Annotated in this window: 22 protein-coding genes; 13 read left to right on the top strand and 9 right to left on the bottom strand. The window is 62.9% G+C overall.

Annotated features, from left to right (window positions below; genetic code table 11):
* Positions 1-143 precede the first annotated feature (143 nt).
* A complete protein-coding gene (locus JQC81_RS21665; RefSeq protein WP_203273847.1) occupies positions 144-305 on the bottom strand; it encodes a hypothetical protein in 162 nt (53 codons plus the stop codon).
* A 90-nt stretch (positions 306-395) separates the two neighbouring features.
* On the opposite strand from JQC81_RS21665, the gene JQC81_RS21660 reads away from it, so the two are divergent.
* Positions 396-878, top strand: a complete 483-nt coding sequence (locus JQC81_RS21660) for an Lrp/AsnC family transcriptional regulator (RefSeq protein ID WP_203273846.1) — start codon at positions 396-398, stop codon at positions 876-878.
* 116 nt (positions 879-994) lie between these two features.
* Positions 995-4,030 (top strand): aminotransferase class III-fold pyridoxal phosphate-dependent enzyme, encoded by a 3,036-nt coding sequence (locus tag JQC81_RS21655; RefSeq protein WP_203273845.1) that lies wholly within the window; start codon positions 995-997, stop codon positions 4,028-4,030.
* Between the two features lie 51 nt (positions 4,031-4,081).
* On the opposite strand, the gene JQC81_RS21650 is transcribed toward JQC81_RS21655, so the two are convergent.
* The 5 genes from JQC81_RS21650 to JQC81_RS21630 form a co-directional block, all read right to left on the bottom strand.
* Positions 4,082-4,504, bottom strand: a complete 423-nt coding sequence (locus JQC81_RS21650) for a hypothetical protein (RefSeq protein ID WP_203273844.1) — start codon at positions 4,502-4,504, stop codon at positions 4,082-4,084.
* Between the two features lie 7 nt (positions 4,505-4,511).
* A complete protein-coding gene (locus JQC81_RS21645; protein ID WP_210347239.1) occupies positions 4,512-5,345 on the bottom strand; it encodes a TIGR02587 family membrane protein in 834 nt (277 codons plus the stop codon).
* Between the two features lie 182 nt (positions 5,346-5,527).
* Positions 5,528-5,728, bottom strand: coding sequence for a hypothetical protein (locus JQC81_RS21640; protein ID WP_203273843.1), 201 nt, complete (start codon positions 5,726-5,728; stop codon positions 5,528-5,530).
* Between the two features lie 16 nt (positions 5,729-5,744).
* Positions 5,745-6,665, bottom strand: coding sequence for a CBS domain-containing protein (locus JQC81_RS21635; RefSeq protein WP_203273841.1), 921 nt, complete (start codon positions 6,663-6,665; stop codon positions 5,745-5,747).
* 725 nt (positions 6,666-7,390) lie between these two features.
* Complete coding sequence (locus JQC81_RS21630) at positions 7,391-7,606, bottom strand: helix-turn-helix domain-containing protein (RefSeq protein ID WP_203273840.1); 216 nt, start codon at positions 7,604-7,606, stop codon at positions 7,391-7,393.
* A 582-nt stretch (positions 7,607-8,188) separates the two neighbouring features.
* Between JQC81_RS21630 and JQC81_RS21625 the strand changes: the two genes are divergently transcribed.
* Positions 8,189-8,377, top strand: coding sequence for a hypothetical protein (locus JQC81_RS21625; protein ID WP_203273838.1), 189 nt, complete (start codon positions 8,189-8,191; stop codon positions 8,375-8,377).
* A 248-nt stretch (positions 8,378-8,625) separates the two neighbouring features.
* Positions 8,626-8,973: a ribosome hibernation-promoting factor, HPF/YfiA family gene (gene hpf / locus JQC81_RS21620; protein WP_203273837.1), complete on the top strand. Its 348-nt coding sequence runs from the start codon at positions 8,626-8,628 to the stop codon at positions 8,971-8,973.
* A gap of 73 nt (positions 8,974-9,046) precedes the next feature.
* On the opposite strand, the gene rnk (JQC81_RS21615) is transcribed toward hpf, so the two are convergent.
* Positions 9,047-9,478, bottom strand: a complete 432-nt coding sequence (gene rnk, locus JQC81_RS21615) for a nucleoside diphosphate kinase regulator (RefSeq protein WP_203273836.1) — start codon at positions 9,476-9,478, stop codon at positions 9,047-9,049.
* 545 nt (positions 9,479-10,023) lie between these two features.
* On the opposite strand from rnk (JQC81_RS21615), the gene JQC81_RS34430 reads away from it, so the two are divergent.
* The 8 genes from JQC81_RS34430 to JQC81_RS21575 all read left to right on the top strand — a co-directional run bounded on the left by JQC81_RS34430 (position 10,024) and on the right by JQC81_RS21575 (position 16,807).
* On the top strand, positions 10,024-10,566 hold the full coding sequence (locus tag JQC81_RS34430) for a PTS sugar transporter subunit IIA (protein WP_376772432.1): 543 nt from the start codon (positions 10,024-10,026) through the stop codon (positions 10,564-10,566).
* A 561-nt stretch (positions 10,567-11,127) separates the two neighbouring features.
* A complete protein-coding gene (gene rnk / locus JQC81_RS21605; protein WP_203273833.1) occupies positions 11,128-11,556 on the top strand; it encodes a nucleoside diphosphate kinase regulator in 429 nt (142 codons plus the stop codon).
* 107 nt (positions 11,557-11,663) lie between these two features.
* Positions 11,664-12,182 (top strand): adenosylmethionine decarboxylase, encoded by a 519-nt coding sequence (gene speD / locus JQC81_RS21600; RefSeq protein ID WP_203273832.1) that lies wholly within the window; start codon positions 11,664-11,666, stop codon positions 12,180-12,182.
* Positions 12,179-13,063: a polyamine aminopropyltransferase gene (gene speE / locus JQC81_RS21595; RefSeq protein ID WP_203273830.1), complete on the top strand. Its 885-nt coding sequence runs from the start codon at positions 12,179-12,181 to the stop codon at positions 13,061-13,063. The genes speD and speE overlap by 4 nt, the downstream gene beginning before the upstream one ends.
* A gap of 107 nt (positions 13,064-13,170) precedes the next feature.
* Positions 13,171-13,689, top strand: coding sequence for a RidA family protein (locus tag JQC81_RS21590; RefSeq protein WP_203273829.1), 519 nt, complete (start codon positions 13,171-13,173; stop codon positions 13,687-13,689).
* Positions 13,682-14,143 carry a GreA/GreB family elongation factor gene (locus JQC81_RS21585; RefSeq protein ID WP_203273827.1) on the top strand — a complete coding sequence of 154 codons (462 nt, stop codon included), beginning with the start codon at positions 13,682-13,684 and terminating at the stop codon, positions 14,141-14,143. Before JQC81_RS21590 ends, JQC81_RS21585 begins: the two co-directional genes overlap by 8 nt.
* The gene (locus tag JQC81_RS21580) at positions 14,143-14,868 is read left to right on the top strand and encodes a uroporphyrinogen-III synthase (protein WP_203273826.1); all 726 of its coding nucleotides are present in this window, start codon (positions 14,143-14,145) and stop codon (positions 14,866-14,868) included. Before JQC81_RS21585 ends, JQC81_RS21580 begins: the two co-directional genes overlap by 1 nt.
* 73 nt (positions 14,869-14,941) lie before the next feature.
* Positions 14,942-16,807 carry a potassium/proton antiporter gene (locus tag JQC81_RS21575; RefSeq protein WP_203273825.1) on the top strand — a complete coding sequence of 622 codons (1,866 nt, stop codon included), beginning with the start codon at positions 14,942-14,944 and terminating at the stop codon, positions 16,805-16,807.
* 469 nt (positions 16,808-17,276) lie between these two features.
* Here JQC81_RS21575 and JQC81_RS21570 read toward each other — a convergent pair whose 3' ends face one another.
* Both JQC81_RS21570 and JQC81_RS21565 read right to left on the bottom strand, forming a co-directional pair.
* On the bottom strand, positions 17,277-17,714 hold the full coding sequence (locus JQC81_RS21570) for a GreA/GreB family elongation factor (protein WP_203273823.1): 438 nt from the start codon (positions 17,712-17,714) through the stop codon (positions 17,277-17,279).
* Between the two features lie 17 nt (positions 17,715-17,731).
* Positions 17,732-18,181 carry a GreA/GreB family elongation factor gene (locus JQC81_RS21565; RefSeq protein WP_203273821.1) on the bottom strand — a complete coding sequence of 150 codons (450 nt, stop codon included), beginning with the start codon at positions 18,179-18,181 and terminating at the stop codon, positions 17,732-17,734.
* Between the two features lie 480 nt (positions 18,182-18,661).
* Between JQC81_RS21565 and JQC81_RS21560 the strand changes: the two genes are divergently transcribed.
* The gene (locus JQC81_RS21560) at positions 18,662-19,909 is read left to right on the top strand and encodes a Glu/Leu/Phe/Val family dehydrogenase (RefSeq protein ID WP_376772433.1); all 1,248 of its coding nucleotides are present in this window, start codon (positions 18,662-18,664) and stop codon (positions 19,907-19,909) included.
* Positions 19,910-19,925 lie beyond the last annotated feature (16 nt).

Genomic DNA, 19,925 nt, shown 5'->3' with positions numbered 1-19,925 from the left:
CATCCTCGAGCATCCCTTGCGGTGATGATGTCGAGGGCTGGTTTGAGTTCCGCCTCCAAGGCTTCGAGGCTGCGGGCCGCTGTCGCCTTGAGCCGCTCTTTCACCTGGCCCCAGGCGTGCTCGATCGGGTTGAACTCGGGCGATTAGCGCGGCAGGTACACCAGTCCGATGCCGGCTTGGTCGAGCAGTTCCCGCACTTTGGCGGCGTGGTGCGGGTGCAGGTTGTCCAGCACCAGGATGGGATCCGGCACGTTCTGCCACTGGCGGATTTTAGCGTGGGTTCCCCGTTCAAGCTCGGAAGGCATTCTCAGGGAGCCGGTCTCCGCAGTCGCTGCAAGCCCGTTTCGTGAGTTTTCTGCGCCTGTGGTAGGGTATGCACAATTGGCTGTTCAGCCTTGTCTCTTAGACCCGCCAGCCTCCGCCCGCAACAGTTCCAGGCCTGCCGCTACATGGACGAAAAGAACCTCCACATCCTGCGTCTTCTTCAGCAGAATGCCCGGCTCCCCCTCAAGACTCTCGCTGGCAAGGTCGGGTTGGCGCGCAGCTCCGTCCGCGAGCGGATCGCCCGTATGGAGGCTGAAGGCATCATCCTCGGGTATAAGGCTGATGTGCAAGCGGACCATCAGGGAGGGGGAGCGGTCCGGGCTTTGCTGCTGATCCGGCTGAGGCGAACGCCGGCGCGGGAGACTGTTTCCCGCATCACAGCCCTTCTGGCCGTTCGCCGGTGCCTTTCCGTCAGCGGCGACCTTGATCTTGTGGTCGAAATCGAGGCCGCTGCCATGTCAGGTCTCAACGCTGCCCGGGACGAGATCGCTCTCATGCCGGACATCGCAGACGTCACAACGGCGATTGTTCTCAAGGATGGGAAGCCTGCCTGACTGGAGGTGATCGATGGTCGAGCCGCCAAAATGGCGGCTCGACCGCCGTATTGGCAGGTGCAGCCGCCGCTCCGTTGGTGCCAAATTCTATGAAACCACGAACCCGGAATGCTATTGTGACCATCCTCAACGACCCTCGCCCCGCCTTTTCAAGCGCTGAGGCGCACAGGCATCTGCGGGCGCACTTTGGCATTGAGGGTGAGTTGACCCCTCTGCCAAGCGAGCGGGACCAGAACTTCCTGGTCGAGACACCGGACGGGCAGAACTTGACGTTCAAGATCATGAACGCCGCAGAGCCTCTCTCAGCCATCGAGTTTCAGACCTCTCTTCTGCGCCACTTGGAGATTTGCGATCCAGGCTTGGACGTCCCGCGTATCCTGCCCACGGTGGACGGGCATGGTTTTGCTCTGATCGATAGCGCGTCAGGACGGCACGCCGTGCGCCTTGTCACCTATCTTCCAGGGCGCCCGCTCGCCGAGGAGGAAAAGACACCGGAGATCCTACATGGGCTCGGGAGGCTCCTCGGGCAGCTCGATCGCGCACTTGCCAGCTTTGGCCACCCGGGTGCACACCGCTCCTTCGATTGGGAGATCCGGACGACGCCCCTGTCGCGGGAGCGCCTGCAGGCCGTCACCGATCCCGAGCAGCGTCGCCTCGTGGAGAACGCTCTCGACACCTACGATGCCCGTGTCGCGCCGGTTCTGAAGCACCTGCGCTGCGGAGTCATCCATAACGACGCCAACGACTGGAATGTCCTTGTCGCTGACGGACGCGTGAACGGCCTCATTGATTTCGGCGATGCCGTGCATTCTCCCATCGTCGCCGACCTCGCCGTCGCTTGCACCTATGCAATGCTTGATGTGATCAACCCCATTGAGGCGGCCGCCCGGATTGTCGCCGGCTACCATGCAGAATATCCGCTTCAGGATGCAGAGTTTGTCGTGATCCTGGATCTGATCATGGCCCGCCTCGCCATCAGCGTCACCATGGCGGCAGCCCGCCGCGCGGGCGCTGCCGATGATCCCTACCTCTTCGTCAGCGAGAAGCCTGCATGGGATCTGCTGCGAAAGCTCTCGGTGATCGATCATCGCATCGCAACTGGCATCTGGCGTCAGGCCTGTGGGCTTGAGGCTGCCTCAGGTGCCCGTCGCATCCGGGAGTGGCTCTCTGCCAATCGCCGGAGCTTGGCGCCCCTCATGAACCCGCACCCGGCGCGCCAGGCAAAGCATATCCTGAGTCTCGGCAGCCTTGACGAGCCCTTGGCTGCTGCAAGCGCTGCCCAAGACAATGCTGGCGCCGACCGCGCCTATGCCGAGCTCGCGCGACAGCACGGGTTCACCCTTGGCCTGGGCCCCTGGGGGGAGCGGCGCGTCATCTACACTGCGCCTTTCTTCGAATCGGTGTTGGCCGAAGGCGAGCGCCGCAACGTGCATCTCGGCCTTGATATCTTCGCGCCGGCGGGAACCGAGATGTTTACGCCCTTGGCGGCGACGGTCGTTGCAGCCACGATCAACCCGGAACCACAGGATTATGGCGGGCTCATTCTACTCGAGCACGAGCCGGAGCCTGGCCTGCGCTTCTGGACCCTGTGGGGCCATCTCGACCATGCCTCAGTCCGAAAGCGCCGTATCGGGGAGCGGCTCGATGTTGGCAGCTTCGTGGCCCGGCTCGGGGACTATGCAGAAAACGGCGGCTGGGTGCCCCATGTTCACCTGCAATTGATCACGGTGCCGTACGAGGATGTCAGCATCATTCCCGGCGTCGGCGAAGAGGCGTTCGTCACAGTCTGGGAAGATCTCTACCCGCGCCCTTACGATTTCGCAGGCTTGGCGCCCGAAACCTTCGTGAGGAGCGGCCGCACAAGGGAGGAGCTGGTTCACAGGAGGCGCGAGCGGCTGGGGCGCAACGTCAGCATGTCCTACAGCACCCCTCTCAAAATGGTGCGAGGTGAAGGCGTCTGGCTCTACGACGATTCAGGACGTGCCTATCTTGACTGCTATAACAACGTCGCACATCTCGGACACTGCCATCCAAACGTGGTGAAGGCGATCGCACGTCAATCAGCGCTTCTCAACACCAATACCCGTTATCTCCACGATGCCATCATCGACTATACGGAGAAGCTGGCCATAACTCTCCCGAAAGAGCTCGACACCTTCTTCGTTGTGTGTACGGGCAGTGAGGCCAATGACTTGGCCTTGCGCATGGCGCGAACTGTCACGGCCCGAAACGACATGCTGGTGCTCGACTGGGCCTACCATGGCCACACGCAGGCCCTGATCGACATCAGCCCCTACAAGTACAAGAGAAAAGGAGGCGGTGGGCGGCCTTCCTTCACCCATGAGCTACCGATCCCGGAGGTCTACCGGGCACCCATTGCCGGGGCACCGGAGGAGATCGCCTGCCATTACGCCAGCGAGGCGGGAAGGATCATTTCCAGCCTCACGTCGGGAGGCCATGCTCCGGCAGCTTTCATCGCCGAGACGATCCCGAGCGTGGCCGGCCAAATCTTTCTTCCTCCGGGATACCTGAAGGAGGTCTACGCCCATGTTCGTCGTGCAGGCGGCGTCGTGATCGCCGACGAGGTGCAGGTCGGGTTCGGCCGTGTTGGAAGCTCCATGTGGGCTTTCGAGGAACATGGTGTAGTTCCAGATATCGTCACGATGGGCAAGCCCATCGGCAATGGCCACCCTCTTGCAGTGGTCGCAGTCCGGCGGGACATCGCGGACGCCTTCGCCAATGGCATGGAATACTTCAACACCTTCGGCGGAAATCCCGTCTCCTGTGCCGCGGGCCTTGCGGTTCTTGAAACCCTTGAGCAGGAGAACCTGCTTGCCAATGCGTCCGAGCAGGGCGCCTATCTCCTGGAGGGCATGATGGCTCTTCAGTCGAAGTACCCGGCCATAGGCGACGTGCGCGGCCGTGGCCTGTTCCTCGGGATCGAGATCGTGCGAGATCGTTCAACGAAGGAGCACGCAGGCGACCTGGCCTCCGGGATCTCCAACAGAGCAAAGGAGCTTGGTGTTCTCATGGGCACGGATGGGCCCTATGATAACGTCATCAAGCTTCGCCCATCTATGATCTTCGAGCGCGAGCATGCGGATCTGCTGTTGCAGGTTCTCGATCGGTCGATGGCTGACGTTCTGCAGTAATCCCAGACATGGTGCAGCGCTCAGCTCAATCTCTGCGGTTCCGTCCAGCAATCAGGGCGTGGCAAATCCAACGGCGCGCACGGCAAGGGAGCCCGAGTGCGGGTCACGGGTGAAGAACAGCCCGCCTTGGCGCGCTGAGTGCCCGGGAACGTAGTCGAGGATGGCCTTGCTGGTTTCCTCGTCTTCGCCGGCTGCGGTCACTTTCCCTTCGATCTCCACCTGTGCAGCAGCCTCGCCGGCGTTGTTGTAAGCCCGGAAGAGAACCCGGTAGCCGCCCTCTACCGGGGCCACGTTCTCGACCTCAACGGTAATCACGGGAGGCGTGGTTGCGCCACTGAAGAGCTGCCAGCCGATCACGCCGAAGATACCGAGCACGAGAAGGAGGCCGATGGCGGAGGCGAGCCACTCCAGCCACGGCATCTGTTGCTCCGCCTTCGCGGGGTGGATGTCATCTGTCCTCGACTTGCGGTTCATCACAGCCTCACACCACCAGCCGCGCCGTCGCGGCGCCCAGGGAGGCTGGGAAGCCCAGCACCACCAGCATGTTCGCGATCTCGGCCACGGAGACGCCATCTGTCCGGCCGAAGCTCCAGAGCACGTAAAGGCTCACCAGCAGGGCGACGCCGTAGCCGGCCAAAGTGAAATGCAGGAAGGTCGACAGGAAGGTGCCGCCCTCGGGCCGGTTCTCCTGGCCCGAGAACCCGATGCTGTAGACGAAGACGTGCAGAAGCCCGAGGGACAGCACCCCGAGCGCCAGGGCGTGCCACGGCGTCATCTGGAACGCGATCAGGATCATCTCCTCCGTCGGCGCCATGTTGAAGGCGAGGAACAGCGCGCCTGCCAGCATGAGAAAGAGCTCGCCGCCATATCCGGCCTCCCGCTTGCGCTCCTCCTCCGCATCCATGTCCTGCTCATCCCCGAGCTGCTTGCGCCCGAGCATGGCGCCGATGCTCGCTGGCACGCTCTGCAGCGCCACCCGTCCGACGATATCGCCCCAGCTCATGTCGAAGGTGATCACCGCAAGGACCACAAGCAGCACCGCGGACGTGATCACGCCGACGCCGAAGGCGGCGAACGCATCCATGGCGTCCTCCTTCAGGCTGAAGGTCTTCTCGAAGCCGGAGAAGTAGGAGAGACCGACCAACACCGCGAGGGTGAACCCCATGAGCAGCAGCAGCCGGCCACGGCCCATGGAGAACCCGAGCGACCACATCTCCATGGTCATCAGCAGTGGGAGGCCGAAGATGATCGCCCCGCCGAAGGCGCGGGCCAGGCCAATGGCATAGCGTTCGCTCGTCACGGTCACCTCGTTCATCAACCCAATCCGGGCCCTCCTGCAGGAGCCGCGAAGCTTGGCCTTGAGGAGGAACCCGCCGCCCGACCCTGGGTTCCCCCCTGCCGCTCAGGATGCATGCCTTCGGATGGACCTGCCGCACCGCCGCGGTTCCGGGACGGAGGTCGAGACGCGAAGGCTCACAGACTCCACGGCTACGTCCATTAGGTCCCGGAGCTGTCCGGCTGGGCGCGGCATCCCTGGTACGTGTCCCCCGAGACCCAGGCCGCGAAGCCGAGAACCCCGATGCCATAGACCGCGAGGACTCGCGCGGACTCGATCATCATTGCCCCGAGTCCGCCGAGCACCAGGCATACGCCGCCGAACAGAATGGCAGCCATGAGAGTTGCGCGAAGGCGTGTCATTGGATTGCCTTCCGGCTCAGGAAATCGATCTGGGGCGCAGGATCAGTCGGTCCTGGATCGAGCGGATCCCCGGCGTGTTCTCGGCGGCAACCAGAACCGCCTCGCGTTCGGCCGCCGAGTCCACCAACCCGGCGATGTCCGCGTTGCCGCGATGCACCGAGATGTTGATGAGCCGGTGAGACGGCGTCACCACCTTCACCCGTGACGTCAAGTCCCGCAGGATGGCATTGTCCGTAGGGGGCCTGGCGAAAAGGGAAGGGCGGTGGCGCGCGACGGCCTTGACGAGATCGCTGCGGCTGACGATGCCCACGAGACGATTTCCGCGCACGACGGGGAGGCGCTTGAGACGCCGCTTCTCCATGACCTGGGCGACATCCGCGAGCGTCATGTCCTCGGTGGCCGTGGCGCCCCCCGATGTCATGACGTGCCGCGCCTTCCTGCCGTGGGCCCGGACGTAGTCGGCTGCCTCGGCGCTGATGTCGACAAAGACCTTGCGCCACCAGGAGCGCCGGCGCTCGGTTCCGATCTCGGCCCGGCGGATCAGGTCACATTCGCTCACGATGCCCACGAGACGCCCATCGACGCCAACCACCGGCACCGCACTGATCCTCTTGCCGGAGAGGACATTGGCAATCTCGCTGACTGGGGTTGCGGTCGAAACGGAGACCACGTCACGCGTCATGACATCGGCAACCGTCATGGGGTGCGTCGACCTGCGGTTCGTCTGGGGCGCGTCGGGTGCGGCGGCCGGACGTCGAGCCTCGTGGTTTTCGCCGCTGGGATCGGCTCCTTGATGCGGGCTGCTGACAGCCTCCCGTCTCAAGCGCCAGGGCCAGAGCGTGATGCGGCTGGTGCCATTCGGGGCAGGGGAGCCGTCGAGAGGCAGCAGAAGATGTGGGGTTAGCGGCTCATGAGTCCGGTGAGATCGTGCGTTCATGTCTTCTCCTTCGCGTCGCGGCGTGCAGGGTTCAGGACGAGGTTAACCCGGGCGCAACCCGCGATGACCCCTTGGGATGGGGCAGGTTGTTCGAAATTGTTCCGGAAACGTCATTCCCCAAAGGGCAGGCTGCCGGATGCGGGCAGGCCGGCCTTCGGGGTTCAGTGGCCTGCTTGCAGGCACCCCGTGCGAAAGCGAGAAAAATGGTGCAACGTAGTCATCATGATTTAGATATAAGTAAAAATTTTGTGATTTCAAGAACCCAGCGCCGATGCAAGATGACTTTGAACCGGATAGGCAGTAATCCTAAGTAAAAAGCTCCCATGTCCGTTGTTTTTAAAGGCTTGGGAACTCCCTCTGATGAGAAACGCCCTAAGCCCAGGCCCGGCAGGGTTCGTCACACGAAGAAGGGCAGCCCGCGTGTCCTCAGGGTTGGCGCAGATGTCTCTCCGCCGCGATCGCCTGGGCGGCTCTGATCCAATGCCTGAGCCGGCCTGCACCCTGCCGGTTGAACGCCGCTCGCCGCTTGAGATCGTCGAACGAATCGCTGGGGCGGGCACGCTCGAACAGATCCCGGGCCAATTCCTCGGCATCTTGCGGCATGCTCGGGTAGGTGTGTGCAAACGATGGTCGATGTGAGGAAACCGACACAGTGCTCTCCTCTCCAATATCGCAGTCGGCGGCTCGTGCAGATGGGCTTTTTGCTGATCCAGCAGGACAATCCCTCAGGGGTGCATCCGCTGGACGTAATCCCGCGCGATCTTGCTGACCTGGCTGGGACTCAGGCCCAGACGGCAAGCGATGGTCGCGTAGTTCAGGCCTTGTGCCTTCAGCAGCATGATGTACTCGCAGCGCTTGTTGACTTCGGCCTGACGCTTGGCTCGCTCTTCGGGCGTCGAGACCCGATAGCTCAAGGATTTCTTTTTCGATTCTTTGTTCATCTCACTCAGCTGACCTATCGTGAGGTTCCGGTCATAAAAGGAGTTGCTTTCCGCCCCGCCAAGACCGTGCTGAGCAGCAGGCGAATTGAGTCGGTGCCGATCAGCTGTCGGATTTCTTTGCTCAGATTGTTTGGAAAGCCTCAGGAGCCCCGGGTCCACGCACCAAGCTGCGGGACACGGGGTTAGTGTCCTGCGATCAGAGTTCCGGCGTGGCAGAGGCCACGGACATATGCTAAGAGCCACATCATGATAGGATCAACTTAGGCCGATCGGCTGTTTTGTCAAATGATGCTTTCCGACGCAGTCGTTCAACTTGACATTGGCGACTCTGTAGCCGACCTTAGTTGTGTCATGAACACATTCCGCACCATTTCTACTTTGCGTGCAGGCCGCCTGAAGACGGGAGCCTGAGCCCCGGACGTCACGTCGAGTCCGGGGATGAGTGCTCGAAACCTGAATTCGTCCATCGATTAGCTCTTGCAGTTGCACGGCGGGCTGATCCGCCCGCGGACGAATTCTCTTGCAAACACAAGCAAGCCGTCAGGAACAGCACGCTCGTCGGAGCGGCTGGCTGGTGAAGTCATGTCAATTCTCATTTTTGCAACGATCGTCACGCTGACGATCGCACAACTCGTGTTCTGGGAGACACTCGGCGAGACGCTCGGTTTCGCAGCGTCGGTGAGCGTGTTGGGGCTTTCCGCATCGCTTTCGCTGATCCTGGCGGCCTATGTCGCAGCGACACACGCGTTTAGGCCGGAACAGCACCGGTAATTCCTTGTCGCAGCCCAACATCGAGGAAGTCCATCATGCATCGTCATGACCGCCGAACTGTGTGCAAAACTTGCAAACGCAATCTGCCGCGGGCTGCCGTGCGATGTCCCTGGTGTGCCTACGGGATCGACCCCAGGTGCGGTGAGCACATCGCAGAGAGCTGGACGCCACCGACCGGCAACGGGCAGGGCCGTGAGCGGCCGGTCACCCGAATTCCAGAATCGTAATCAATCGAAAGGACCATACCAATGATGAGCAACAGTCTCAGCTCCCCAATCCGGATCAACGGGTTTCAGATCGACCTTGGAGAGGCGCTGCCTCAACATGTTCAAGAGAGGCTGCTCACGACGACTGAGACGTACTTCCAGGAGCTGAAGCACGGAGCCGTCGGCTTCCGTCGCGAGGGTCAATCGTATTGCTGTACGATCAATATCCAAGTCGGCAACTTTCGGATGATGATCGGTGAGGCGTCAGCGCCCGACTGCTATCGAGCCTTCGACCTCGCGCTTGAAAAGGTTGCGGTGCAACTTAGACGGAGGAAGCGTCGTCTCGACGGTGCCGTACGCGAGGAAGTCCTGGCAGGAGCCACTGCGTAACAACGAGGAAGGGCCGGAGTTAACTCCGGCCCTGCTGTTCAGGCGAGCAATCCAAGGTGGCGATGGAGCCTGGTCAGGGCTGGGCCGAGACATCCTTCTGGCGTGCTTCAGGGTGACGGATCACCTGGATGACCCGCAGCGTCCACCGTTCGCCGGTTGCCCCGCGCCATTGCATCGACTGCCCTTCCGCCAGGCCGATCAGGGCAGAGCCGAGAGGCGACAACACGGAAATCCTGCCGACCTCCTGATCTTCTTCGCCGGGGTAGACGAGGGTGGCCCGTCGGACCTGGTCGGTGATCCCGTCCTGGAAATCAAAGATCGAATGCATGGAGATGACGTTTTCCGGGAGGTTTGCGGGACTGACAACCTTTGCCCGGTCGAGTTCAGCCTCCAGCCACCGCGCCGATGGCGGCACCCTTCGAATCCGCATGCCAGCCGAGGCAATCCGTCGAAGCCGGGCATGATCGGCCGTGGAAATGATGACGGACGCTTCTGACAAAGACACTTTCTTCTCCTCAAATTGATGATCGTCTTCAGGCGGATCTCCCGCCGAAAGGGATTGGCAGCCAGATAGACCTCAGCGGGCTGTCTGACGCTTGGCTTGGCGTAGGGTTGACGACGGACGAGACCCCGAGCGCAGGACGCGTGCCTGGCACCCGGGCTCAGGAGCCTGAGGGGAGGCGGGCCGTTCTAACGATCGAATGGAAAGGGTTCGCGAGCCTCGACATCGTAGCCTCAACATAGGCTGCAACGACAGCGATTCAAGAAAGCAGGCTTATCCAAGCCTCGATCCGTCTTTTCAGGAAGCTCTTAAGGATAGCCATCAGCACCAGCTTGAACTTACCTTCCAAGATCGCGTTGGTGTCATGTCATGAACGCACGGACCATCTTGCAGCGATTGCTCTACCGAGGAGGCCTCCTCCAAACTGGCACTTAAAGCCCGTGACGGCCTCCAGGAGCCGTCCGGGTCATCGCATCTGAATCCTGTTTTCTCGAAAGCATGAGGCGGCCTGAGGTTTTGGGCCGGCATTGGCGGTGGCACCTATCACGATGGCGTCTCTGATCACACGAGAACGCATTATTCCAAGACTGCGAACCTGCGACACAAAGCATGGCATCGGCCATTTGAGCCACGTTGCGGCTGGGGAGGTTTGTCTCGATCGTTGCACGGTCCAACAGGCGGTTGTCGCTCGTGGCGAGCACTCAACGTTCGGGTTCGGGCGGGGGGTTGCGATCCCGCACGCCATGCTTTCCGGCCTCGAGCACCCGTTGGGCGTTTTCGCCCGCCTTCGACCAGCCCAGGACTTTGGCGCGGCCGATGGAATCCCGTCGGATCTGGCATTTCTTCTCCTGAGCCCTGAAGGCGACGACCCAACGCATCTGCGGGCGCTGGCCTGCGTGGTGCGGCGTTTGCGGGATCCCGAGGTGGCTGAATGCCTCAGATCAGCCGATGACGCCGAGGCTCTTTACACACTGCTGACGAGCGACGCCTGGCGTGAGCCCGATGAGCCCGGGTCCGGACATTCCGCCACACCACAGGCCTACGATTTGACAAACGAGGCAATGTGCACCACCTTTAACGTATTATGTTGAGCATCGCACAATATCGTCGCGGTCTGCACCGGGCAGGCAACCTCATCGCGGGCAAGTAGCCCCGAGCTCAACGCGCGTGCGCGCCCCGAGCTCGGGGCGCTCCAGGATATCTAAACCTTCAGAGATCTTGTGAGGCCGGCTGCTGACGCAACCGGTACCGCGGTATGCTTATCAACATCTTCAAACGCATCCTCCGCATGGCGGAGAACGACGCCGCATATCCAGCAGACCGACACAGCAGGCTGCGGATCGATGGAGCGCGTCCGGAGTCTGAGCGTCCCACGGCAGAATTTCTGGCGAGGACGCTCAGGTCAGCACTTGCCCAGAAGCACGCTGAAAGCAGAGGAGGCCGTGCCGTGCAGCAGTCACCGAACGATCCACCAACTAATCCTGGAGGCCACGACACGGAGCAGCCGGATGGCAAGATTGTCCGGTTCATTCCGCGGCGACGCAGTGAGCCGGAGCGGAGCCCCGAGCCGCCAATGCCGGATGACGATGACGATCCAGGACCAAGTGCAGCGTAACCTGCACGAGCATCCACAATAGAACAGGAGACCGAACATGACGAAGAGAACCAGCGGTGGGGCCAAGCCCCGCATCACCTTGACAGCAAAAGATTACGAGAAGCTCTCGGTACTCGCCAACGCGGCCGCGCACACCATGCCCGAGGTCGCAGCCGAACTGAGCGAAGAACTCGACCGTGCACATATCCTTGCTGCAGGCCGCCATCCCGTCGATACGGTTTGCATGGGCTGCGAGGTGGATTTCCGCGACGACGTAACCGGGCGGGTGCAGACGGTGACCCTCGTCTACCCGAACGAGGCCGACATCTCGAAGGGACGCATTTCGGTCCTCACCCCAATCGGCACGGCGCTGATCGGATTGCCCGTCGGCAAGTCGATCGATTGGACCACCCGCACCGGGGACACGAAGCGTCTGACAGTATTGCAGGTCCGCGAACCAGCCGCTGCGGAGCCCCAGCCCGCTTAAACGCACATGCCCCGTGCACGCCACACGAACGATGCTCCACGCGGCCCCCGGTCGCGTGGTCCACCCTTGCCTTGTAACCGGCAGAATTCCTGCCAGCGGAGAACTGAATGGAAAAGACCAACCGCCTCAGCGTGATTGCCACCCCTGACCTGCGCCCGCCGGCGCACGGTTTTGAGGGCCGCTCGCGTCATGCTGATCGGGCCACACCTCTCGCGATCCTGCCCTCAACGCACCAAGCGGCCGATGACGGCCGTCTCGACCATTTTATCCAGCGCGATGGGCTACTTTTTGCCGGAACGCACCTGATCGTTGACCTCTGGCATGCATCCAATCTGGATGACCTGCCTGTCGTCGAGCAGGCGTTGCGGGATGCTGCTGATCGAGCCGGCGCGACGTTGTTGAACGTCGACCTCCACAACTTCTCTCCGAATGGCGGCATCTCCGGCGTGGCGATCCTGGCGGAGAGCCACATCTCGATTCACACTTGGCCCGAAATCTCGTACGCGGCGGTCGATGTGTTCATGTGTGGGAACGCGCAGCCCCATAGGGCCATCGAGGTCCTCAAGGGCGTGTTCCTGCCCGGGATGGTGACGCTCGCCGAGCACAAGCGGGGGGTGATCCTATGACGTGGTTTCAGGAAAAACTTTATGATCATTACGCCCAGACGCTTTCCATCGAGAAGGTGCATTACCACTGGCGGACCGAGTTCCAGGACGTGCTGATCTTTGAGAACGCGATCTTCGGCAAGGTGCTGGTGCTCGACGGCGTCGTGCAGCTGACGGAGCGTGATAACCACATCTATCACGAGATGATCGCCCACGTTCCATTGGTGGCGCATGGTTCCGCACGGAACGTGCTCATCATCGGCGGTGGCGACGGCGGCACCCTGAGGGAGGTGCTGAAGCATCCCGTTGAGCGGGCCACGCTGGTCGAACTCGACGGCGAGGTCATCGACCTGTCGCGGCGTTACCTGCCCAAGGTCTCGGATGGGGCTTTTGCCGACCCGCGAGCCAACGTGCTGGTGATGGACGGAACACACTATATCGCGGAAACCCGGGAGAAGTTTGACGTCATCATCATCGACTCGACGGACCCGATCGGACCAGGGGAGCCGTTGTTTACGGCCGCGTTCTACAGGGCGTGCCGGGCCCGCCTTCGTCCCGGTGGGATGATTGCGGTCCAGAGTGGTGCTCCGTTCTTCCAGCCGAAAGAACTGGAGGACGTGTGCGGACGGTTAGCTGGCTCCTTTGCCGGAGTGCGGCCCTACCTGGCACCGGTCCCGACTTATGCCGGCGGCATGCTGGCGCTCGTCGCGGCCGGTGAATCCCGCGATGCATTGCGTCCACCCTGCAAGGTCCTTCGCGAGCGCTTCGGCCCGCTGGAAGGCCAGACGCTCTACTACACGCCGGAGGTGCACCGGGCGGCGTTCACCCTTGCTCCCTCGTTCGAGCCGTCCTTCCGGAGCGACGATCCGATGCCGGTGGAGTTCCTGCAAACAGGAACTTGAGCCCCGCGGACGGCTGCCGATCTGGCACCGCCCCGGGGACCCTCACCAGCCTTCGTTTCAGATCATCATGGCTCCGCCCTTGCTGCGGAGCCATACAGGAGGACACCATGACTATCGTTCCACCGCCTATGACGACCCCGCTGCGCGAGATCAATCCGCCCAAGTGGCCGAGTCCACGCGGCTATTCGCATGCAATGGCCGGCACGGGCACCTTCGTGTTCATTGGGGGGCAGATCGCCACCGACAATGCGGGAAGGGTAACGACCGTCGGGCTTGTTCCTCAGGCCCGTCAGGCTTTGCGGAATCTCCGGACAGTCCTTGCTGAGGCAGGCGGGGCGCCTGAACATATCGCCCAGATGACCTGGTACGTGCTCGACATCGATCACTACCGGGCCATGCTCCGGGAACTCGGTCTGGTCTACCGCGAGATCATGGGCCGCCATTATCCGGCGATGGTGCTGGTGGAGGTCACGGGACTGGTCGAGCCGGCCGCCATCGTGGAGATCGCGGCAACGGCCATCCTTCCGCCAGGCTGCCCGCTTCCCGCGGACGGACGCCTGGCGAGTGAACTGAACCTCGATACCCAGAATTCGAGCTGGCTGACGAAGGAGGCCCGTCATGAATGACTTCCTGAAACTTCCCCCGATCACTGTGCCAGCCCGGGACTACAGCCGCCTGATGCGGACGGCACGGGAACTGGCCGAGCAATGCCATCCGCTCGCTGCACCGCTCCTGCAGGAACTGCACCGGGCGACCGTGTGCACTGCGGACGAGCTCCCGGCCGATGTCGTGACGCTGGACACGTTCGTGACATACCGGATGGGCGGTCAAGACACGCCGGACAAACGCATGCTGATCCACCCGGACGACCACATGTGGCCGCCGGCCGAACTGTCGGTTCTGAGCCCGGTCGGGTTGTCCCTTCTTGGGCTGCGTGCCGGCCACCGGATACCCGTGATCGGTTCAGCCCTGGCCTCAGATGCCTGTGTCGAGGTCGAAGCGGTCGGGCCGCGGGTGACCGGAGCCTTCGTGCCCTTCGGGACCGCGCCGCCGGATGGCACGGGCACCCGGTGGACCTGATGCGGATTCTGCTCACGCGCCCAGCGGGGCAATCCGAGGAGCTTGGGGCTGTTCTCTCAGCCCATGGCGTCGAGTGGCTTGGCGAACCGCTGCTGAGGATCGTTCCAGCCCCTTGGGATCCCAGCGTCCTTACGGGCAGAGCAGCGCTCCTGGTCACGTCCGCCAACGCCTCGCGGGAATTGCTCCGGATGCCCGGTGTTCGTCGGGATCTTCCCGTCTTTGCGGTCGGGCCGGCCACAGCTGCGCCGCTCCAAGCTGCTGGCTTCTCGGACGTCGATGCCGCGGGCGGAACCGCAGTGAGTCTCATCGCCCACGTCCGGCAGCACGCCGATCCGCAGGCGGGGCGGCTGCTCCACCTCAGCGGCTTCGACGTCAGCCTCGACCTCGGAACGGGCCTCGCGCCCGCCGGTTTCACGGTTGACCGGGTGGTCGTTTACCGCGCGGTCGCGGTCGAGCGCATGAACGCAGGGGTCATGCGAGAGATCGGCCACGACGGGTTCGATGCCGCCATGTTTCTGTCGGCCCGTACGGCGGCCGTGTTCTGCAGCCTGGTCATCGCAGCCGGAATCGTGGATGCCTGCGGCCGCATGACGGCCGTCGCGATCAGCCGCAAGGTGGCGGAGGCGCTCCGGCCAGCCGGTTTCCGACAAGTAGTGGTGGCCGCATCCCCGAGCCTGGATGGCGTCCTCGATGCCATTCTGCGCTTAACAACGCAAGACGCCTGACGCGCCATCGTTTTGTCGCCACTGCCCGGCCTGATGTCGGGTTCTCCCGATAGGAACGAGAGGTCCGGCCCCCATGTTCGATGCGATGTTTCTGGCGATCCTGGTCGGGGCTGGGCTGATCGTGATCTCCGCGGTCACCAGCCTCGTCGCCTTCCGGATTGGCGCGCCCTTGCTCCTCGTCTTCCTTGTCATCGGCCTCCTGGCCGGCGAGGACGGCCCGGGTGGTCTCCAATTCAGCGACGCCTCGGTAGCATACTTCATCGGGAGCTTGGCGCTTGCCGTCATCCTGTTCGACAGCGGCTTCAACACACGATTCAAGTCCCTGCGCAGCGCCGCGGCTCCCGCGCTCCTTCTAGCGACGGTGGGTGTCGTCGCCACGGCCGCCCTTGTCGGCGTTGCGGCCCATTTCCTGTTCGGTCTCTCATACCTTGAAGGCTTCCTGCTCGGCTCGATCATCGGCTCGACCGACGCTGCCGCGGTGTTCTTCCTTCTACGTGTCGGCGGCGTCACCATTCGGGACCGCGTCCGGTCGATCCTCGAGGTGGAGTCGAGCTCGAACGATCCCATCGCCATCCTGCTCACGACGGCCCTGGTCGACTTATTGGTGGCGAGCAAGGGCGCGGCTGGGCTGTCATGGGAGTTCGCTTGGCAGGTGGGCGAGCAGATGGGCCTTGGATTGGCGCTTGGCGTCGGCGGCGGCCTCGTTATGGCCGCAGGGATCAACAAGCTCAACCTGGAGGCAGGCCTCTATGCGGTGGTCACCATCGGGGCTGCCCTTCTGACGTTTGCGGCCACCGGGCTGGTGGGCGGCAGCGGCTTTCTCGCCGTTTACGTCGCCGGTCTGATCGCCGGCAACGCGCCCGCACGGGGCATGGCCTCGCTGCGGCGGTTCATGGACGGACTCACCTGGCTCTGCCAGATCGTCATGTTCCTGCTGCTGGGCCTCTTCGCGACCCCGTCGCAGTTCCCGCAAGCCGTGGTGCCGGGGATCGGCATTGCCGTCGTCCTGATGTTCTTTGCCCGTCCGGTGGCGGTGTGGCTGTGCCTTCTGCCCTTCCGCCTCCGTCAGCAGGAGATCGCCTTCATCGGCTGGGTGGGCCTGCGCGGGGCGGTGTCGATCCTGCTGGCCCTTCTGCCGATCATCGGAGGGCTTCCGAACGGGCAGACCTTCTTCAACGTCACGTTTCTCGTAGTGCTGACGTCCTTGGCCCTGCAGGGGTGGTCCCTTAGGCCTGTGGCCAGTCGCCTCGGCGTCGTGGTTCCGCCCGCCCTCGGGCCGCTGGAGAAGATCCAGTTGGAGCTGCCGGGCACGGCGCGGCACGAGCTGGCGGTTTACCACATTGTTCCGGATAGCCCGGTCGCCCAGGGCCAGCGCCTACCCCGGTGGGCACGTCCCTCGCTGATCATCAGGGAGGGTAACTCCATGCGCCTTCACGATGCGGGGCGGATTCAGTCCGGAGATTATGTCTGCATCTTCGCGGCCCCGCGCCTTATGCCGCTGCTCGACCGGCTGTTTGCGAGCCCAGTTCCTATCCCGCCCGAGGACCCGTTGTTCTTCGGGCAGTTCACACTTGATCCGCAGCAGCCCATTGGGCTTGTCGCGCGGAGCTATGACATGCCGCTGCCGCGCGATCCGGACATGTCTGTCGGCGAGTTCATCCGGCGCAGACTGGCCGGCCATGTTGAGATCGGCGACAGGGTCGGCCTCGGCGGCATCGATCTGATCGTGCGAGAGATCGACGGATCAGGACTGCCGAGGGTGGTAGGTCTGCACCTCGGCAGCGACGACGAACCCCGGTTGAACTGGCCGTTCTTTCTCAACTGGCATGATCTCAAGGCAGCCGCCCGTGCCTGGTGGCGAACGCGGCGTACTCATGCAGAACCTATGGAGCCGGCGTCCCCAACTTCCCCGAGAGCCGAGGACAGCCGCAGCGTTTAATTCCGTGCATCAGGCTTTGCGTCCGCTCAGTGGAGCCAGTATTCGCAAAGGCCCGCAACTGTTCCGAGCAGCAGGAGCCCCCAGACCACCGAGCGCATCAGCCGTTCCATCGCCGGCTCCGGGGCACGAAGGCAGCGAGGCACTGGCTCCCGCTGGGCTCCGATCATGCTCCTGTTGGGCAGACTGCCCGAACACGCTCTGTTCACCTGATCCTCCTGCCTCAGCGTGCGATGATGCAAGCCGCCGTCACCCGTTAGCCGTGAACGTCAGCCACTGTTCCGAGAGCTGACGGCCCAGGTCATCTGGAGCCGTCCTGCCGCCGATTGTGACGTGGTTCCGGGTCGACCGCCGAACATTCACTTTCGAACCTTGCGTTCGTCACGAGGGTGTTGGATTCCTGAGTGAATGGCTACCCGGTAGATCAGGTAGCAAGCCAGGATGAGCACGACGGAAGCAAGCTCCTGGTCCATCATGACAGTTCCCTCCATGGCTCAACGAAGCGTCCACGCGGCTGGTAGAGGACGTGCAGGAGCGTCAGGCTGCGCCATCCCTTCGGGGTTCGCCATGTGATCGACTGGCCCTCGCCAAGGCCGATCAGCGCTGCGCCTTCCGGCGACAGCACCGAGACCCGATCCGGCTCGCCATCGTCTTCGTCGGGATAGACCAGTGTGGCGCATCGGACATCCCAGGTGACGTCATCGCGGAATTCGAGCCGCGAGTGCATCGTGGCCACCGATGGTGGAATGTCACCGGGCGTCAGGATTGTCGCCCGGATCAACTCGTTGGCCAGCATCGCCGCTGCGGGGCGGTCCTGCTGGAAGTTCAAGCCGAACGATGCGAGAAACGCGAGACGGTCGTAATCGCCCGCCGAGATCGTCACAGGTGGAAGATTCTCTTGTTTGATCATGATGTCCTCCATTTGCCTCAAGCCCACGTGATGCCGCCAGGATTGCGGGTTACAAGCGGACCGTCGTCCAGGAACCGGAGGCCGATGCCCTCCACGAATACCTCGTGGGTCTGGCCATCGTCGTCCTGGAACGGCATGCGATCACCGACCCGCAGGCCGAGAAGAGCGGTACCGAGCGGCGTTGCGACTGAGACTTCGGCACCAGGCCAGATCAGCTCGTCGGGATGAACGAGCAGATGCGCACGCGATTTCGGCTCGTCGTCGATGCGATAGATCACGCGGCAGTTTGTGGAGACGACATCCTCCGGCAGTGCCGCCGGGTGACAAACCTCTGCCCGACGCAGTTCGGTGAGCAGGAAGTCAGGTGTCCGGCGGCTGTGCTTCTGCCGGATCATCGCGGTGAACAGCAGGCGGTTGTAGTCGTTGGCCGCGAGGATGATCGGGGGAAGATCGTGCTGCGCGTTCATGGAAAACCTCCTCAAGCCGGTTGTCCTACTGAGGGCGAACGCCCTCCTGCAGGGTGACTGGCAGCCATAAGAGACCGACACATGCCGGGTGGCACATGCAGCGGCTCAATGATGATGAGACAGAGAGTTCATGCCCCAGAGCTTTGGCAACCACGGCGGGTCAACCGGCTCCTGGGGCTTACCTGCCTGCTTTGAGGCAGCCCGCGTGCGCCAAAAAGCAAAGATTTTTCACGAGCTTAATCATGACACTTACAAGATAGCCCCATTACCTGCGAATGCAAGCCTGCGGGCGACGCAGGCGCTTGCGGGAAGGGGTACGGACCCTGCTAGGACAGTGGCCGGATGCGCATGTTCCGGATCAACGCAGTCTTCCCCGAGATGTTGCACTCCGCAGCGGAAGTCGCCATTAAGGCTTTCTGACGGCTACCTACCTTATCTGCATCACCGACACAGGAGTAAGATCAATTGCATGCAGCCTCCATGCTGGACCAGGCCCTGACACGCCTTGATGAAGCAGCCCGGCACCTCGACCTCGACGCGGACGTTCTCGAAAAGTTGAAGTACCCGCGCGAGACCACGAAGGTCCGCCTGATGATCCGCATGGACGACGGCTCGCGCAAATCCTTCATGGCCTGGCGCTGCCGCTATGACGACACCCGCGGCCCGACCAAGGGTGGCATCCGCTTCCACATGGCCTCGACCATGGAGGAGGTGGAGACGCTCGCTTTCTGGATGACCTTCAAGTGCGCAGTGATGAACCTGCCGTATGGCGGCGGCAAGGGCGCCGTGCAGGTCGATCCCCACACCCTCTCGAAAGCCGAACTGGAGCGCCTTTCGCGCGCCTACGTTCAGGCCTTCTCCAAGATCATCGGGCCTGACCGGGACATCCCGGCGCCGGACGTCTACACCAATTCGATGATCATGGGCTGGATGGCCGACGAGTACGCTTCCATCGTGGGCGAGGCGACGCCGGCGGTGATCACCGGCAAGCCCATCGCGCTTGGCGGCTCCCTCGGGCGTGACGACGCGACCGCCCGCGGCGGCTACTATCTTGTGCAGCGCTTGGCCCGGCAGCTTGGGCTGGAGCCGGGAGCAAGGGTGGCGATCCAGGGCTTCGGCAATGCCGGCCAGCACATCGCGCGGCTGCTTGCCGGCGACGGGTACAGCATCGTGGCGGTCTCGGACTCCAAGGGTGCGATCCATTGCCCATCCGGGCTCGATATCGAGAAGTTGATGGCCACCAAGAAGCAGGGATCGGTCGCGAGCCTTGCCGGAACGCACGGCATCTCCGCTCTTCCTGCCGACGAGATCGTCTCGGTTGATTGCGAACTGCTCGTTCCGGCTGCCTTGGAGGACATGATCCACGAGGGCAACGCCGCCGGCGTGAAGGCCCGTGTCGTCCTCGAACTCGCCAATGGCCCGGTCACGCCCGAAGCCGACGCAATCCTGGCCGCCAAGAACATCGTCGTTCTGCCAGACATTCTGGCAAACGCGGGCGGTGTCACCGTCTCGTACTTCGAATGGGTGCAGAACCGGCAGGGCTTCTACTGGCCCGTCGAGGACGTGCATGCGCGGCTGAAGTCGATGATGGAGCGGGAAGGGGACGCCATCTGGGCTCTCGCCCGGGACAAGGGTATTACCTTGCGTAGTGCCGCCTACGTGCATGCGCTCTCGCGGCTTGCGGGTGCCATCGAGGCGCACGGCACGCAGCAGTTCTTCACGAGCTGACGCCGGGAACGACACC

It is taken from the genome of Microvirga arabica, from assembly GCF_016811235.1.
Classification (GTDB): domain Bacteria; phylum Pseudomonadota; class Alphaproteobacteria; order Rhizobiales; family Beijerinckiaceae; genus Microvirga; species Microvirga arabica.
The sequence above is the reverse complement of the archived record's forward strand: the minus strand, read 5'-3'. Positions and strand labels throughout refer to the sequence as shown.